This is a genomic window from Rhodoligotrophos sp. CJ14 (assembly GCF_038811545.1).
Classification (GTDB): domain Bacteria; phylum Pseudomonadota; class Alphaproteobacteria; order Rhizobiales; family Im1; genus Rhodoligotrophos; species Rhodoligotrophos ferricapiens.
Map to the genome: position 1 here is coordinate 2,161,775 of NZ_CP133319.1, position 15,913 is coordinate 2,177,687.

Annotated in this window: 14 protein-coding genes and 1 tRNA gene; 13 read left to right on the plus strand and 2 right to left on the minus strand. The window is 59.9% G+C overall.

Going from position 1 to position 15,913, the window contains the following annotated elements; all coding sequences use genetic code 11:
* Nucleotides 1–221 precede the first annotated feature (221 nt).
* The 4 genes from RCF49_RS10060 (at nucleotide 222) to RCF49_RS10075 (ending at nucleotide 5,614) form a co-directional block, all read left to right on the plus strand.
* Nucleotides 222–1,469, plus strand: a complete 1,248-nt coding sequence (locus RCF49_RS10060; RefSeq protein ID WP_342643890.1) for a cytochrome P450 — start codon at nucleotides 222–224, stop codon at nucleotides 1,467–1,469.
* A gap of 87 nt (nucleotides 1,470–1,556) precedes the next feature.
* A complete protein-coding gene (locus tag RCF49_RS10065) occupies nucleotides 1,557–3,158 on the plus strand; it encodes a class I adenylate-forming enzyme family protein (protein ID WP_342643891.1) in 1,602 nt (533 codons plus the stop codon).
* A complete protein-coding gene (locus tag RCF49_RS10070) occupies nucleotides 3,155–3,949 on the plus strand; it encodes an SDR family NAD(P)-dependent oxidoreductase (protein ID WP_342643892.1) in 795 nt (264 codons plus the stop codon). Before RCF49_RS10065 ends, RCF49_RS10070 begins: the two co-directional genes overlap by 4 nt.
* A 165-nt stretch (nucleotides 3,950–4,114) precedes the next feature.
* Nucleotides 4,115–5,614 (plus strand): ATP-binding protein, encoded by a 1,500-nt coding sequence (locus RCF49_RS10075; protein WP_342643893.1) that lies wholly within the window; start codon nucleotides 4,115–4,117, stop codon nucleotides 5,612–5,614.
* A 109-nt stretch (nucleotides 5,615–5,723) separates the two neighbouring features.
* On the opposite strand, the gene RCF49_RS10080 is transcribed toward RCF49_RS10075, so the two are convergent.
* Both RCF49_RS10080 and RCF49_RS10085 read right to left on the minus strand, forming a co-directional pair.
* Nucleotides 5,724–5,791, minus strand: a tRNA-Phe gene (locus tag RCF49_RS10080).
* 1,076 nt (nucleotides 5,792–6,867) lie between these two features.
* The gene (locus tag RCF49_RS10085) at nucleotides 6,868–7,506 is read right to left on the minus strand and encodes a helix-turn-helix domain-containing protein (protein ID WP_342643894.1); all 639 of its coding nucleotides are present in this window, start codon (nucleotides 7,504–7,506) and stop codon (nucleotides 6,868–6,870) included.
* A gap of 151 nt (nucleotides 7,507–7,657) precedes the next feature.
* Here RCF49_RS10085 and RCF49_RS10090 point away from each other — a divergent pair, with 151 nt between their 5' ends.
* From RCF49_RS10090 to RCF49_RS10130, 9 genes are all read left to right on the plus strand, one after another.
* Nucleotides 7,658–8,845 (plus strand): ABC transporter substrate-binding protein, encoded by a 1,188-nt coding sequence (locus RCF49_RS10090; protein ID WP_342643895.1) that lies wholly within the window; start codon nucleotides 7,658–7,660, stop codon nucleotides 8,843–8,845.
* A gap of 130 nt (nucleotides 8,846–8,975) precedes the next feature.
* Nucleotides 8,976–10,028, plus strand: a complete 1,053-nt coding sequence (locus RCF49_RS10095) for an ABC transporter ATP-binding protein (RefSeq protein ID WP_342643896.1) — start codon at nucleotides 8,976–8,978, stop codon at nucleotides 10,026–10,028.
* Between the two features lie 4 nt (nucleotides 10,029–10,032).
* Nucleotides 10,033–10,866: an ABC transporter permease gene (locus RCF49_RS10100; protein WP_342643897.1), complete on the plus strand. Its 834-nt coding sequence runs from the start codon at nucleotides 10,033–10,035 to the stop codon at nucleotides 10,864–10,866.
* Nucleotides 10,863–11,699, plus strand: coding sequence for an ABC transporter permease (locus tag RCF49_RS10105; RefSeq protein WP_342643898.1), 837 nt, complete (start codon nucleotides 10,863–10,865; stop codon nucleotides 11,697–11,699). The genes RCF49_RS10100 and RCF49_RS10105 overlap by 4 nt, the downstream gene beginning before the upstream one ends.
* Before the next feature lie 110 nt (nucleotides 11,700–11,809).
* The gene (locus RCF49_RS10110) at nucleotides 11,810–12,841 is read left to right on the plus strand and encodes an LLM class flavin-dependent oxidoreductase (RefSeq protein WP_342643899.1); all 1,032 of its coding nucleotides are present in this window, start codon (nucleotides 11,810–11,812) and stop codon (nucleotides 12,839–12,841) included.
* A 30-nt stretch (nucleotides 12,842–12,871) separates the two neighbouring features.
* Nucleotides 12,872–13,108, plus strand: coding sequence for a tautomerase family protein (locus tag RCF49_RS10115; protein WP_342643900.1), 237 nt, complete (start codon nucleotides 12,872–12,874; stop codon nucleotides 13,106–13,108).
* A gap of 17 nt (nucleotides 13,109–13,125) precedes the next feature.
* A complete protein-coding gene (locus tag RCF49_RS10120) occupies nucleotides 13,126–13,902 on the plus strand; it encodes an alpha/beta fold hydrolase (RefSeq protein ID WP_342643901.1) in 777 nt (258 codons plus the stop codon).
* A gap of 100 nt (nucleotides 13,903–14,002) precedes the next feature.
* Entirely contained in the window at nucleotides 14,003–14,647 is a 645-nt protein-coding gene (locus RCF49_RS10125; protein WP_342643902.1) for a glutathione S-transferase family protein, read from the plus strand.
* Nucleotides 14,644–15,363, plus strand: coding sequence for an SDR family oxidoreductase (locus RCF49_RS10130; protein WP_342643903.1), 720 nt, complete (start codon nucleotides 14,644–14,646; stop codon nucleotides 15,361–15,363). The genes RCF49_RS10125 and RCF49_RS10130 overlap by 4 nt, the downstream gene beginning before the upstream one ends.
* Nucleotides 15,364–15,913: the final 550 nt, after the last annotated feature.

Consider the following 15,913-nt stretch of genomic DNA (forward strand, 5'->3'; position numbering starts at 1 on the left):
CTGCGCGCGCCCTTGGCGAAACCGGCGTTGTTGGACATTTCAAAAAACAACCCTCACTTGCGACAAATGACGCCGCCCGAATGTATGGCATTCTCTGCCATTTTGGGCCATTTCTCTCATTTCTCGCACGACGACCACTTAGTTGTTGGATAGTCGGACGACAGCATGTAGAACTCTAGAAAATGGGGCCTGGCCTTGGCCGGTCGAAGAGGGAGATATGAATGGATACCGCACTCTCTCACGTTAAACTGAACGCGCCTGAGACCGCGCAGAACGTCTATCCACTCTACGAGGAACTCCGGGCTGCGGGCGGTATCCTTTGGAGCCAGCAGCACAAGGCCTGGCTCATTTCCAGCTATGACACGGTGAAGAAGCTACTGCTGTCGACGGAGACCTCGGTCGAGAAACTGTCGCCATTCGTCAATCAGACCAGCGGCGCCTTGAAGACCACGGTCGCTGAAATCAATGAGGTGATGGCCCATTGGCTTCCCTTCATCGATCCTCCCGAGCACACGCGACTGCGGATGATCCTGCAGAAAAGCTTCAATCCACGCGTCCTTCAAGCTCATGAGCCGATGATGCGCAATGTCATTCGCTCGGTGATCGACGAGCTTGGCGCGAGGGACGAAATCGATTTCCTGGATGAGTTCGCGTTTCAGGTTCCGGCGCTGATCATCACCGAGCTCTATGGAATGCCGAGGTCATCCGTCGGTCTGATCAAGATCTGGGCGGCAGGGCTCGGCGAATTCGTCCTGGGGTCCAACAAGGCCGACCGCTACGAGACCAGTGCGGTCATGATCAAGGAGATGAAAAGCTACTTCAGCGGCTTGGTTGCGACGCGCTCGGCAGAGCTCGCACAGCCCGGGGCCCAGCCGACCGAGTCCCTCCTCGACAAGCTGCTATTGGCCAGAAGTGAACCTGACGGGCTGACGGACGACGAAGTTATCTCGACGCTGATTCTGATCCTTTTTGCCGCGCCCGAGACCACTGCGAGCATGCTGATGAATGGCATGCTCTGCCTTATTCTCCACAAGTCAAAGCTTCGGGAGCTTGCTACGGATCGAACGCTGATCGGACCGGCAATCGACGAGTTGATACGCTTCGATGGACCGGTCCCAACAGTGGTACGCGTCGCACGCAAAGATCTGGAACTCGGCGACCACATGATCCGGTCTGGGGATCGCATTTTCTTGCTGCTGAAATCTGCCAACCGCGACCCGCAGCAGTTTCCCAATGCGGACGCTCTCGATTTCTCGCGCGGACGCAGCCAGCATGTGGGGTTCGGAATGGGCATCCATTTGTGCCTTGGCGCGCCGCTCGCCCGTCTGGAAGCACGGATAGCCCTGGAAGAATTGCTCGAGCGTTACGCAGATTTCGATCTCCCCGAGCAGGAGATCATCTGGCGGCATGAGCTCTTGGCCCATTCGCCGCGAAGCCTGCGCGTGTCGCTGCGGCCAAAGTGCTCTTAAGCGTCGGCGCAGCGATTTCTGGCTGCTGGCCATGGTCCTTTGGCTGGCCAGCTGCGTCACCCGCACCGATGAGAACGAGACGAGACCATGTCCATACTGCACCGGTACTCGAGACGTGATTTTGAAACCCATTATGCCGCAGGACACTGGACCAAGGACCACCTGCTGGACACGATCGCGGGCTATGCAGCCGAGGATCCCGACTTTCCCGCAGTGATAGACGGGGCGTATCGGGTCTCCCGCAAGGAGTTGCTTGAGCTCGTCGACAGAGCCGTGAGCTCGTTTCGGTCGGAGGGCATAGGCCCCGGCGACATCGTTGCAGTGCAGCTTCCCAACAGCTTGCATATCGTGGTTGCGGCGCTCGCCTTGCTTCGGATCGGGGCTGTGTTCCACACGCTCAATCCGAGCTATCGGTTCGCCGATGTCGCCAAGATCTTCGGCCGCTCGAGACCCAAGTTCTACGTTTACACCCGTGTCTTCCGCGGGTTCGAATACCAGCCTCTGGTGGATGCTCTTGGCAATGAAGGCGGCTTCGCGTTTCGCTCGCGCCTGCTCGACATAGACCTTCCGCTCGATGCACAGCTGGCAAGCAAAGCAGCGCCGGCATCAGATCTGCCGCCGCCGGATAGGGACGCCATCTATCTTCTCGGGACAACATCGGGATCAACCGGTGACCCCAAGCTCTACATGCACACCCAGAACACCCAGTTCAACGAAGCCCGAACCTTGAACCGAGAGATGGGCATCGACCATCGTGACGTGTTTCTGGCCTTCGCGCCCATGACCCATCGCGGTGTATTCATGTGGGGCTTCATGCAGGCCCTGGCCGCCGGTGCCCCTCTCGTGCTCGAGCGCCTGTATGATCCGAAGGTGCTCATGCGAACCATCGATAGGGAGCGTGTGACCTCCCTCTTCGCCATACCGACGCAAGTGGTGGACATGCTCGATGCATGCCGGAACGGTCACGGCGCCGGGCACTCTCTCCGGGTCGTCATGATGGCTGGTGCGCCTGTCCAACCTGAGCTCGTCGCCCGAATTAAGCAGGTCTGGCCCCATTGCGCCCCGGTGACGGGCTTCGGCACCAGCGAGACGGGCTATGCGGTGATCACGCGCCCATCCTATTCACTGGAACGCCTGCAAACCTGCGGATGCCCGCTCGATGGCATGGAGGTTCGGGTAGATCAGGTGGCCGGGGGCGATGATCCGACGGGCGAACTGCTGTTGCGCGGTGCATTCCTGTCGGCGGGATATTACGATGATCAGCAGGCGACCTATGCCGCCTATGACAAGGATGGCTGGTTCCGGACGGGCGACCTTGGCCATCTTGATGCCGAGGGCAACGTCATTGTGACGGGCCGCATTAAGAACGTCATCATCCGCTCAGGCCTGAAGATCCAGGCTGAGGAGATTGAGCACATCCTCCTCCGTCATCCCGCTGTGGCGCAGGCGATCATCGTCGGCATTCCGGATGCTCAGGTCGGTGAACGCGCCGTTGCCTGTGTGGTGGCCAAGGACAGATCCGGGGAGCTTCGTCTGGAGGATATCACCGCCTTCCTCGAGACGCACGGCATAGCCAAGTTCAAATGGCCCGAGCAGCTCGCGGTGCTGGATGAGCTCCCGATGAATGCGGTTGGGAAGTTCGACCGCATCGGCATGAGAAAACAACTTGTAGGAATGCGTGCACCATGACGCCTCTGTTGAAGAACCGCGTCGCTGTACTTGTTGGGGTCGGCTCACCTGGCGATACGGTGAGCAACGGCCGCGCGACCGCTCTGACCTTCGCGCGCGAAGGCGCCGATCTGCTTTTGGTAGATCGGGACGATGATGCCTTGGCAGCCTGTGCGGATGCACTCGCCTCCTCGGGTGTGAAGGTGGCAACTGCCAGGGTTGATGCCACGCGAGAGGACGACGTCCAAGGGCTGTTCGATCGCTGCCGGCGGGAATTTGGGAAGCTGGATGTTCTGCACAACAATATCGGCATGGCCTCAGCCGGACGGCTTACCAAGACGAACGAAGCTGCTTTCGATACCTGCGTATCCGTCAATCTGAAATCGATTTTCTTCCTCTGCAAACATGCGCTGCCTATGATGGAAGAACAGGGATCAGGCGTGATTACGAATATCTCCTCGATCTCCAGTATTCGGCATCTCGGCATCAACTCGCCACTTTACGATATGACCAAGGCCGGGCTGAACGGGCTGACACGCCACATTGCCGTGCAATATGGCCCTCGCGGTATCCGGGCCAATTCCATTCTTGTCGGTATGATGGATACGCCCCTGGCACGCGGCGGCATTCGTGCGGCCGGACGCGAGATCGATGAGATCTATGGGGGCTATGTGGATCGCATTCCTCTGCGGCGTATGGGAACCGGCTATGATACGGCCCATCTCGCGGCGTTCCTCGCCTCCGACCTCGGCGCCTATATCAATGGTGCGGAAATCGTGGTCGATGGCGGCCTGACCGTGAAATCTGGCTGAACAGCTCGTAACAGCACCGAGCCGGTGACACCAACAAGGTCACCGCGACGTGCAGTGAGGCACGCCCAAGCAGCGCTTGCGCCATCATGCCTGTGGGAATCCCCGCGGCGATGCTTCGCGCTGGCCGGCCGCGGATGCTAAGGACGGTACGCGAAAGGGTGCCGGATGAAGGTGAACATCGACATGGGCGCCGTGGCCAGCGGCGCCGTGGCGGAGCTGGATCTGGAAGAACTGCTTGCGACCCGCCTTCTGGTGCAGGGCAATTCCGGGTCCGGCAAGTCGCATCTGCTGCGCCGTCTTCTGGAACAAAGCGCCCCTTGGGTCCAGCAATGTGTCATCGATCCCGAGGGCGATTTCGTCACGCTGGCGGACAAATTTGGCCACCAGGTGATAGACGCGGCCCGCTCCGAGGCGGAGCTCACGCGTATCGCCGGCCGCGTGCGCCAGCACCGTGTCTCCGTCGTCCTTAATCTCGAGGGACTTGACGTCGAGCAGCAGATGCGCGCCGCCGCCGCCTTCCTCGGCGGCATGTTCGATGCCGATCGCGACCACTGGTATCCGGTGCTCGTGGTCGTCGACGAGGCGCAGCTTTTCGCGCCCGCCATTGCCGGCGACGTCTCGGATGATGCGCGAAAGCTCTCGCTGGGCGCCATGACCAATCTGATGTGCCGTGGCCGCAAGCGCGGCTTGGCCGGCGTCATCGCCACCCAGCGCCTGGCCAAGCTGGCGAAGAACGTCGCGGCGGAAGCCTCCAATTTCCTGATGGGCCGCACCTTTCTCGATATCGACATGGCGCGTGCCGCCGATCTGCTCGGAATGGACCGGCGCCAGGCCGAAATGTTCCGCGACCTTGAGCGTGGCAACTTCATCGCGCTGGGCCCGGCTTTGTCGCGCCGCCCATTGCCGATCACCATCGGCCCGGTCGAGACCGCTGCCCGCTCGACCAGTCCGAAACTCATGCCGCTGCCCGAGGCGCCGGAGGACGTGCGCGATCTGATCTTCACGCCCGGTCCAGAAGAAGAAGCCTTGTCAGTGGTGCGAAGACCGGCACCCAAACCGATTCCGACCGCCGATATTCTCACGCAACTCTCGCGGCCAAGACCCGCTCCGGAAGCACCCTCCGAGGCAGGTCCCGCCATTATCGACGAGGCTGAGCGCGACGCCGCCATCGATGCGGTGCTGCGCGAGATCCTTGAAGATCCCGACGCGGCATTCCGCTCCGACGCCGTGCTCTATCAGGATTTTCTGGTGCGCAGCCGCATCCGACGCGTGCCTGGCGAACCGCTGCCGCTGTCCACTTTTCGCCGCCGGCTGGCGATTGCCCGCGCCGGCGTTGATGAAGGCTCCGGTGGCGAGGCCTGGGCGATGGCGCTGTCGCTCTCGGAAACATTGCCCGATGATCTTCAGGGCATATTCCTGGTGGTCGCCCGCGCGGCGATCAACAAGGACCCCTGCCCGTCCGACGCTGCTTTGGCCCGCGCCTATGGCAGCCACTCGCCCCGCCGGGCGCGGCGTCTACTCGCCTATTTCGAGGAACGCGGGCTGCTCGTCGCTCGCACCGATTTTCATGGGCTGCGCGTGATCGCCTTCCCAGACCTCGGCTGCGAAACCGCCCCCGGCCGCCCCGACGCGCCGGACGAGCCCCGACGGGAGGCAGCCGAATAGGCTTCCCTGCCCAGACCGAGCACGAACCCAGTCAGACGGACCGGACATCGGCAGCTTCTCAGAGCCGTGAAGCAGCCGACAAAAACAGTGCGGAATTCAGAAACATAGATGGTGCCCAGGGGCGGAATCGAACCACCGACACGCGGATTTTCAGTCCAATATCTCCCGAAATAAATCAAAGATTTAGCCACTGGCGCGGGCGTTAGCAAACCGTGGTCGACCCAATCCCTCTGGTCGAGGCCACCGATGCCTACCGTGAAGACTCAGATCCTCTTGGGCGGTTTCTCAAGACTTGCGTCCGGCCGAAGCAGGGGGCGCGCGTGCAGTCGATGGAACTGCACAAAGTGTTCACAGCGTGGGCTCGGGCAAGCGGTGAGCGAGAATGGTCCCCCACTGGCTTTGGTCTCGCGATGCGGGAGCGCGGTTATCGGTCTAAGCAATCCAACGTTATCTGGTGGCTCGATATCATGCTGGTGAAGTCTGCAGAAGATTTCATGGACGGCGACGGTTGCGCCCCATCCGGCTCGGGCCCAGAGGGGTAGCTTCCGCTAAACCCTCCCATCACGCACGGTCAAAGCAAGAGCGACAACTTAGTCTAGGTCGTAACGCCACAATGCGTCGGCTCCCAATCCTCTCCACGCCTTCGTGCCGCGGGCTGTAAGCTGCCGGCGGTACCGGGAGGGGGTGGGTCAAAAACCCTCCGCTCTCGCTGAAAACCGGCAGCAGCACATCGTTATTCTGGGGAGCTAAATTGGAGGAAAAAAGCCCATGCGCACTGCTTCCGGGTAGTCTCCGGGACCGCCTTCACTTCACTTTTGAGGACCACACGCGTATTTGAATTGAACATCCGCTTACGGGCTCCCATCAACCACACTTGTCATGCCAGGAACGGCGGCTTCCGGAGGCCGTCGATGATCTTGGAACGACAGTGATGGGCGCGTTTTCGGTTGGTCGGCCATGCGCCGCCATTTCGGTTCTTGTAACCAGCAATATAGACTCGGAAGGACGTAACCAGGGGCTGATATGGCCGGACAGCGAAACCGACGTGATCCACTGAACGAGTCTGAATAAAGCTCGGGTGATGGCCAGTCTCGCAGCTAAGCTGAACTCCGATCTTCTGGCTTGAGAAGGATGTCGGCTCCTGCCATCCCATGCGCTTGAGGTGCTTGATCTCGGCCCCCGAGCGCTTTGTATTAGACAGTGCCCCACTCGAAAGAGGTTCGCGACCGAGAGCTCGTCATCGGCAAGGCGAGCTATTCATTGTGTGAATGCGGTGAGTTAACCCAGAGGACGCGGGTGGTTCCCTTGCCCGGGTTGCGGAAACTATGCGGCTTCATGCTTTCGAACCGGAAGCCATCTCCACGATTCAGCCGGTAAGTTTCACCGGAGATCGTAATCTCCAGCTCGCCCTCGAGCACCAATCCGCCCTCTTCGCCGGCATGGGTATAGACTTGCTCGCCTGTGGTCCCTCCCGGTTCTATGACCACAATGAAAATGTCGAGCCCGGGATTATCGGTCTGCGGGGTGACGAGCTCCTTGGAAATACCCGTCCGCCAAAACGCCAGCTTCTTTCGGCTGTGCGCACGTGTGACGGTACTGCTTTCGCTTTTCGTCGGCGTCGGAGACTCTTCGGTAAAGAGATTGCCGAGTGACAGGCTGAGCGCGTCCGCCAGAGCGGCTACCACGCGCACGGAGGGCGAGGAGAGCCCTCTCTCGATTTGGCTGAGAAGGCCGATCGAGATGCCGGATCGCTCGGCGAGCTCGCGCAATGACAAGCCGATGGCTCGTCGGCGATGGCGGATTCGCTGGCCAAGAAGGCTGTCCAGCTCCACCAGGCGGATGGCCGCATCAATTTTCCCATTCGGTCCGCGTGTTTCCACTTTCTTGTTCATACCTGCTCGCAGTCACGGGGCTAATGGACTTGCCACATCCTGAAAAGTGTGGTTGGGATTTCACGTAAATGAACATTACCGTGGCGAACACAGCTTCGCCACGATATTCACAACAAGCTGGGCGCCTCGGGCTGCTCCTGGAGGGACTGTTATGAGCCTCATCAAGACATTCTATGAAAAGGATCTCTATCCTGAAATCACAGAGGCTCAGGCAACAACGTACCAGGCCGATGCTCTCGAGCTGGTTGCGGAGCAGCACGCCAGAGGGGAAATCAGCCGGAGAACCTTCCTGCGCTGTGCTGCAATGCTGGGCGCTCTGCCGCTTGCATTGAAAGCCGGGGCGGTGAAAGCGCAGGCGAAGGAAATCGTCATCGTCAATTGGGGCGGAGAATCGATCCCCGCCTATATGAAGGCGTTTGGCGATGGCTTTGCTGATGAAACCGGTATCGATGTGGTGATGGATGGCAGCGGTCCGCTGCCGTCGAAGGTCCGTGCTATGGTTCAGTCGGGCAAGGTCGTGTGGGATCTGCTCGATTTTGACGCGAGCAAGGCCGTTGTCCTCGAGAGCGAGAACCTGTTGGAGCCGATCGACTACTCGATCGTGGATAAAAACAAGATCTATCCAGGCTGGGCGTATAAGACCGGCGCCGCGTTCTATGTTTATTCCTGCGTTCTTGGCTATGACTCCTCGAAGCTCGAAGGCACGCCGACCGGATGGACGGATTTCTGGGATCTCAAGAAGTTTCCGGGGCGACGAGGTCTGCGGAAGACACCGGAAGGAGGTCTCGAAGCCTGCATGATGGCGGCAGGCCGCTCGACCAAGGATGTTTATCCGATCGACCTCGATCTCGCGATCTCGAAGCTCAAGGAGATCAAATCGGAGGTCATAGCCTGGGGCAGCGGTTCGCAAAGCCAGGATCTGCTCCGCAATGGTGAGGTCGTGATGTGCAACATGTGGCACTCGCGCGCCATCACGCTCTACAAGCAGAGCGAAAAGCGGTTCAACTGGATCTGGCAGCAAGGCCTCATGAATGTCGATGTCTGGTCGGTGCCCAAGAACAACCCCGCCGGTGCCGAGACAGCAATGAAGTTCATTGCCTTCACGCAGGATCCAGCCCGGCAGGTCGAGTTGTTGCGCATTATCGGAAATGGCCCGGTCAATCCCGCGGCTGCCGATCTGGTTCCCGACGATCTCAAGCTGTTCGACCCGACGCAGCCGGCCAATCGCGAAGTGCAGGCGGTGCTGGATCCCTTCTGGTGGAACGAGCCGAGCGGCAAGGGCGACCTGAATAACGACGCGCTCGCCCGGGAGCGCTGGCTGGATGCTCTGTCGTCCTGACGATCTTATGCCCAGGGCCTTCGCCTAGGCGCTCTGGGCGACGTTCCAATCCATCAAGCTCAACATTCTAGCGGGACCAAGACGGGTGTCAGCAAAGACCGCAAATCCACATTCGTTGCGAGTCGTTCGGTTGCAGAAGCGCTACGGCAAGCAGATGGCGGTCGACGATGTCTCTCTCGATGTCCCCCGAGGCAAATTCCTGACGCTGCTCGGCCCTTCGGGATCCGGCAAGACCACCGTGCTAATGGCCATTGCCGGTTTCGTTTCGCCGACAAGCGGCGACATCTTCTTGGACGACCGAGCAATCACCAGGTTGGCCCCGGAGAAGCGGAACTTTGGGATGGTCTTCCAGGGTTACGCCCTTTTTCCTCAGATGACCGTGACCGAGAATGTCTGGTTTCCGCTGCGTGTACGCGGTATCAGCCGCAGCGCGGCGCAGCCGGCGATCAAATCTACCCTTGAGTTGGTTCAAATGAGCCACCTGGCCGATCGAACCCCGTCGGAATTGTCTGGTGGTCAGCAGCAGCGTGTCGCATTGGCTCGCGCCTTGGTGTTCGAGCCCAACTTGCTGCTCTTGGATGAGCCACTCTCTGCTCTCGACAAGGCACTTCGATCGGATTTGCAGTGGGAGCTGAAAGCGCTGCATCGACGCCTTGGATCAACCTTCATCAATGTGACCCATGACCAGGAAGAAGCGCTGTCGATGTCAGACGAGATCGTGATCCTGCGTGATGGGCGGGTCGAACAAGCAGGAGAGCCCGCACAGCTCTATTCCCGCCCAGGCACGCGGTTCGTTGCTAGTTTCTTAGGCGACAGCAACTTCGTTCGCGGTCTGGTCACTGCCAAGGAGAAAGATCGCTTTCGCTACAGGGTGAAGGACAGGACACTCGTCCAGGCCGGTGCTCCCGAGCCTGCCAGTCCCGATGGACATTTGCTCGTTGCATTGAGGCCGGAGAATATCGCGGTTTCCACTGAAGAGCCTGCGAGGGCAAACACCGTCCAGGGCACCATCTCCGACTTCAAATATATCGGGTCCAGCTACTTCCTGCAGATCTCGACCCCGGAGCTCGGGCCGATGATGGTCAAAATGAATGCCTGGCAGCCTGGGCTTCATCCGAGCATTGGAACTCCGGTGTGGCTGGGCTGGGACCCGGATGCAGCCGTTCCAGTCTTGGAGAACTGATCCCGTGCTTCAGACCGAGATGCGGACATACTACCTCCTGCTGGTCCCGGCTCTGGTGATCATGGGCATCTTCTTCGTGGTGCCGCTGAGCAGTGTGCTCTGGATCAGCGTCACCGACCCGGCCCCTGGGCTTGAGAACTACACTCAGCTCCTCACAAGCGATCTCATTCACCGCATCTGGTGGAACACTGTTAGGATCTGCGTCATCACAACATTGGGCGCGGTAATCCTTGGCTATGTCGTCGCTTACGCGATGGCGCAGGTGTCACCGCGCCATCGGTCATTCATGCTTCTCTGCGTCATCATCACTTTCTGGTTCAGCGTTCTCGTCCGTGCCTTCGCCTGGGTCATGCTGCTTCGCCCGGAGGGGCCAGTGAATAGCGCCCTGATGGGGATTGGGCTGATCGAGGAACCGCTCTATCTCGTTCGCAACGAGCTTGGCGTGCTCATCGGCATGATCCATTACATGCTGCCGGTCGCGATCCTGCCGCTCTATAGCAATATGAAGAGCATTCCTCACAAGTTTACCGATGCGGCTCGCGGATTGGGCGCCTCTCCGCTCAAGGCGTTCTTTCTTGTCTATCTCCCCATGACCAAGCCGGGCATTCTTGCAGCCGCCATTCTCGTCTTCATCATCTCGCTCGGATTCTACATCACACCGGCCATTCTCGGTGGCGGCCGCGTCGTCATGATCGCCGAATATATCCGGGTGAGCTTCGATGAAACGCTGCGCTGGGGCCATGCAACAATGCTCGCCTCGACACTGCTGTTCGTCGTGGTCGCAATCCTCGTCGTGCTGTCGCGCATCGTGGATCTCAAGAAGGTCTTCGGCGCATGAGCTCGCATCAATTCTGGCAACAGTTCAGATACGCCCTGCAGCTGGGCTTTGCGTGGATGATTTTGGGCTTCCTCGTCTTGCCCATGTTGATCATTCTGCCAGTATCGCTCACCGATCGATCATATCTGTCGCTTCCCGAGCATTCTCTTTCAATCCAGCATTACCAGGCCTTTTTCAGCAATAGCGCTTGGCTGTCCGCGACAGGCCAGAGCCTGCTCATTGCATCGATCGCGACAATTCTGGCGCTGATCATCGGTTCTCTTTGTGCGATCGGCTGCTGGCGTCTGTCGAATGGTTTCTCGAACGGCGTCAGGCTGTTCATGCTCGCGCCCATCATCGTACCGACTATCGTGCAGGGGCTCGCCTATTACCGGTTCTGGGCGGCCACCGGCCTGTTTGATACCTATATCGGCGTGATCATCGCGCATACGCTTGTTGGGCTGCCCTATACGATCATCACCGTCTCGGCATCGCTTGCAGGTTTCGACGTGAAGCTGGAACAGGCCGCGCGCAGCCTTGGCGCATCGACCTGGCGGACACTGCTCCACGTGATCGTCCCCGGCATCTCGCCAGGACTGTTTGCCGGCGGCTTGTTTGCCTTCACCCATTCCTTCGATGAGCTGGTGATCGTGCTGTTCATCACGAGCCGCGGCATCGCCACCCTGCCAAAACGGATCTGGGAGGGGATCGAGGACAATATCGATCCGACGATTGCCGCAGCGGCCGTCCTGCTCATCACCATCACGTTTGCCGTCCTGCTCCTGGGTGCTCTGTTCCGCAGTCTGAGCGAGCGTGCCTCAGCAAGACGGAACCAGCTGGCGGAGGAGCATTGATGAGCGGTGTTGCCGCTGGTGAAGCTGTCGGCAGGAAGCGCTCGGATTGTTAGCTGGGCTGCCAGAGGTGGTCGCGGAGCAAGCCGAGCCCATTCACAGAGGTCAAACTGATGGATTTTACCCATTTTCTCAGCGCCTACATGCCGGACCCGAGCTATGGCGGCAAGCGGCTCTATTCCGACATGATTGAGCAAGCTGTGCTCGCTGATAGGCTTGGCTATCGAGGGGTCGCCGTTCCAGAGCATCACCTGATCAATCTGCTGATGGTGCCTTCACCTCTCCAATTTGCGGTCAAGGTTGCCGCCGTGACTCGGCATGTGGATCTCATCACCTCGATCTGCGTCCTGCCAGTCAGAGACATGCGTGTCTTCGCCGGAGAGGTGGTGCAGGCGGATATGCTTTGCGACGAGCGTCTGATCGTCGGCTGCGGACGTGGCGCCTTCCGCTATGAAATCGAGCGGCTCGGCACGCCCATGGAGATAACCAGCGACAAGTTCCGCGAGTCGCTTGCCGTTCTCGAGGCGCTGCTTGAAGGCGAAGAGGTGAGTTGGCATGGCAAGTACTATATTTTCGAGCCGCTGACGGTCATGCCGCGCCCAACGCGCAAAATCCCGATCATGATTGCGGCGATGGCGCCGGATGCGATCTATCACTCCGCCAAACGTGGCTACGATATCCAGACGACCCCACTGAGCGGTGATCACGATGTGCTGCGCCAGCAGGTCGACTCGTTCCGCCGCGGCAAGGCGGATGGCGGCGCCCAAGCGCGGAACAATCGTCTGGCGCTGCAGCGCGGTGTCTATGCCGCGCGCGATGATGCGGAGGCGCGGCAGATCATTGGATATGCCTATGAGTACTATAAGCGCTTTGAGAATATTCGCGGTCCTGGCGTGGTATCGCACGGTATCATCGAGGCGCTTCCGCGCAAGCAGACCATCGAAGAGCTCGCTCAAAACCTCATCATCTGCACTCCGGCCGAGGTCGTTGACCGCCTGAAGGTTTATGAGGAGGTTGGGATCGATGAAGTCTTCTGCCCCTGCAATTACGGCCAGCCTCAGGCGCAGACCTTGGAGATGATGCAGCGGCTGGCAGAAGAGGTCATGCCCCATTTCAGGAAATCACCGGTCAGAGCAAGTGCCTGATGTATCATTAGACCAGCAACGGATCATAGTATGCCTATTCTCAAAGTCGAGCTTTTCGCCGGTCGTTCGCGTGAGAAGAAACGCGAATTGGTCAAAGCGCTGACAGACACCTACGTGGCCGTCCTCGGCGGCAAACCGGAGGCGGTGACCATCATTCTCAGAGATGTCGATAAGGGCGACTGGGCCGTCGCCGGCCAGCTCTATGCCGATACTCATCCAGATGCACCAGCGGCCGGCGACCCGGCGGCCTCAAAACCATCAGCGTAACCGGAAGGAGCAGCACAGTGGTCAAGGCGATTGATTGCGTCCACTCGATCGAAGGCGAGGGCCCAGCCCTCTTCATGGTGCATGGGATTGGCGCCCGGCGGACGTCGTGGGCTCGCATCGTGGAACTGCTCAAGGACAAGTTCACTTGCATCACCTATGACCTGCGTGGCCATGGAGATTCGCCCCTTCCCGAAGAGCCATTCGGCTTGGATGCGCTGGTTGCGGATCTGGAAGCGCTGCGGGCGAAGCTCGGTATTGAAAAAGCACATATTATCGGGCATTCCCTCGGTGGCATGATCGGACCAGCCTATGCGCATGCTCATCCCGAGCGCGTGATATCCCTCGGCCTCCTGTCGACGGCAGCATTCCGGACACCTGACGATGCCGCAAAGGTTCAGGGCGTCGTGGCCGCCATGGAGGAAAAGGGTATCGAAGCGGTGCTCAACACGCTGGTCGACCGCTGGTTCACCGATGACTTCATGGCCAACCGCCCCGATCTCATCGAAGCGCGCAAGCGCCAGGTGCTGGCGACGCCAGCGCACATCTTCTTGAATGTCTTCCACATCTATGCCGAGACAGAAATGGCGTCATGGCTTCATGAGGTCACGGCGCCCAGCCTCGTGTTGACCGGCGAGCTTGATGGCGGTTGCAACCCGCGGCTCAACAAGCAGATCGCAGAGGCTCTTCCGAATTCAGAACTTGTGATCCTGGACGGGCTGAAGCACGCAATCATGATCGAGGCCTCGGACAGGGTCGCCCCGCATCTGCGGCGCTTCCTGCTGGCTCACTCCTGATGTGCGCAAGGGTCGATGGCGCCCCAATGGGGCGTCGAGGCTCACTGTGTCACGCGGCGTGTCCATAGGGGACGCCGGCAAAAGCGCTCGAGGCGACGGCATGACGGAGCTTACGCTATATTGGTCCCCTGGCTCGTGTTCCCAGGCTGTGCGTGTTGCCTTGGCAGAATGCGAGGCACAGTATGAAGCGCGCCGACTGTTCCTGAACGAAGGCGATCAATCGAAACCGGAATATCTTGCCATTAATCCTCGCGGCCGGGTCCCAGCTCTGCAGGTCGACGGTGCCGTCATCACCGAGGTCTTGGCGATCCTTGTGTTCATCGCGAGGAGATGGCCTGAAAGGGTCCTGCTCCCGCGCGAGCCCATCGCAGAAGCGCAGTCTCTTGCGACCATGGCGTGGTTATCGAATACGGTTCACCCCGGGTTCGCGCGGCTCTTCAGGCCGGAACGTGTCGTGAGCGATCCGGCGGTATATCCCGCGGTTCGCGATAACGCGCGCACCCTGACGTGGTCCAATCTTCAAGAGATCGAGCGTGCACTCCAGCACGCGCCCTGGATGGCGGGCGCCGCCTACAGCGTCTGTGATCCTTATACGCTCGTGTTCCTCGCCTGGGGAAAGCGGCTCGAGTTTCCGCTAGACGAGCTACCGGCCTGCCAGGACTTCATCACCCGAATGCTGGACAGACCCGCCGTGCGAAAGGTTCTTGAGGAGGAAAACAGCATCCTCTTGGAAAATCGGTCGTGAGCACGGGAAAGGCCGCCGAGCCGCCCGTCGCCATTATCACTGCCGCATCTCAGGGAATCGGTGAAGCCGTTGCACGCAAGCTCGCAAACCAGGGCTGGCGCGTTGCGCTCATGGCAAGATCGGAGCGCGTCGAAAAGATTGCGGCCGAGCTTGGCGGGCACGCATTGCGCGGATCGATCACAGAGGTCAGCGATCTTAGACGGCTTGTCGACGAGACGCTGCGGCAGTTCGGTCGTATCGACGGTGTCGTGCTGAGCAGCGGTAATGCCGCACGCGGGCCGCTGCTTGAGATTAGCGATGAAGATTGGCACAAGGGCTTTGACCTGCTGCTGATGCTGGCCATTCGCGTGGCGCGACTGTCAACACCGCATTTGGCAGCCGCAGGGGGTGGCAGCATCGTGAACATCTCGAGCTTTGCTGCTCGTGAGCCGGATGGCCGCCTGGCGGTATCGTCGGTTATCCGGGCGGGGCTTACAGCCTTCGCGAAGCTCTATGCAGCCGAGCATGCCTCGGCAGGCATCCGCATGAACAATCTTCTGCCCGGGTATATGGAGAACGCTCCGCAAGATCCGCAGGTGACGGCCCGGATCCCCAGCCGGCGCCTCGGCGCCATGAATGAGCTTGCCGCCACGGCTGCTTTCCTCCTCTCCGCCGATGCTGCCTATATCAACGGCCAGGACATCTTGGTCGACGGCGGGCTCGTTAGAGGGATCTGATTCTCGGTGTCGCTGGTGGCAGGTCCTTCTGAGTTCGGCATATTTGAGATGGTGCCACTGCGCTCGACGGGTTCACCACTGTCCGATAGGCGATCAGTGAGTCCCTTTGCATTCGCTTAGCGAGAGGTACGACGGCCTTTCCCTCTGGCTGATCGAGTGTCCGGTCGAGCTTGGTTTGCATAATCGTGTGAACCGAGCGCCCGACTTCGCATAGAGGGTGGCGGAGCACGTCGGGGTATCGGATGCTGACGGTTGAAACAGCCGAGCTCCGCCAGCTAGTTCAGGAGCCAGACACCGTCCCCCCTCGCGTAGTAGGCGCGCGTTTCGGTAGGTGGCCCAGGGTTCATGCTCGCTCGCATAGCACTCAGCTGCGTCGAAGAGCGGGCACCGAGCACGATCCTCGGCATCTTGGCCACCACAGACTCGAGCCGATACGCTTCGTTCACACCGACGCCGGACACCGATTCGGGTTCGTGCCACACGCCACCGATCGTGATACCACCTCGGATGAGTACGCCGGGCTGCAGCAGATTCCAGGCGAGCGCATCGA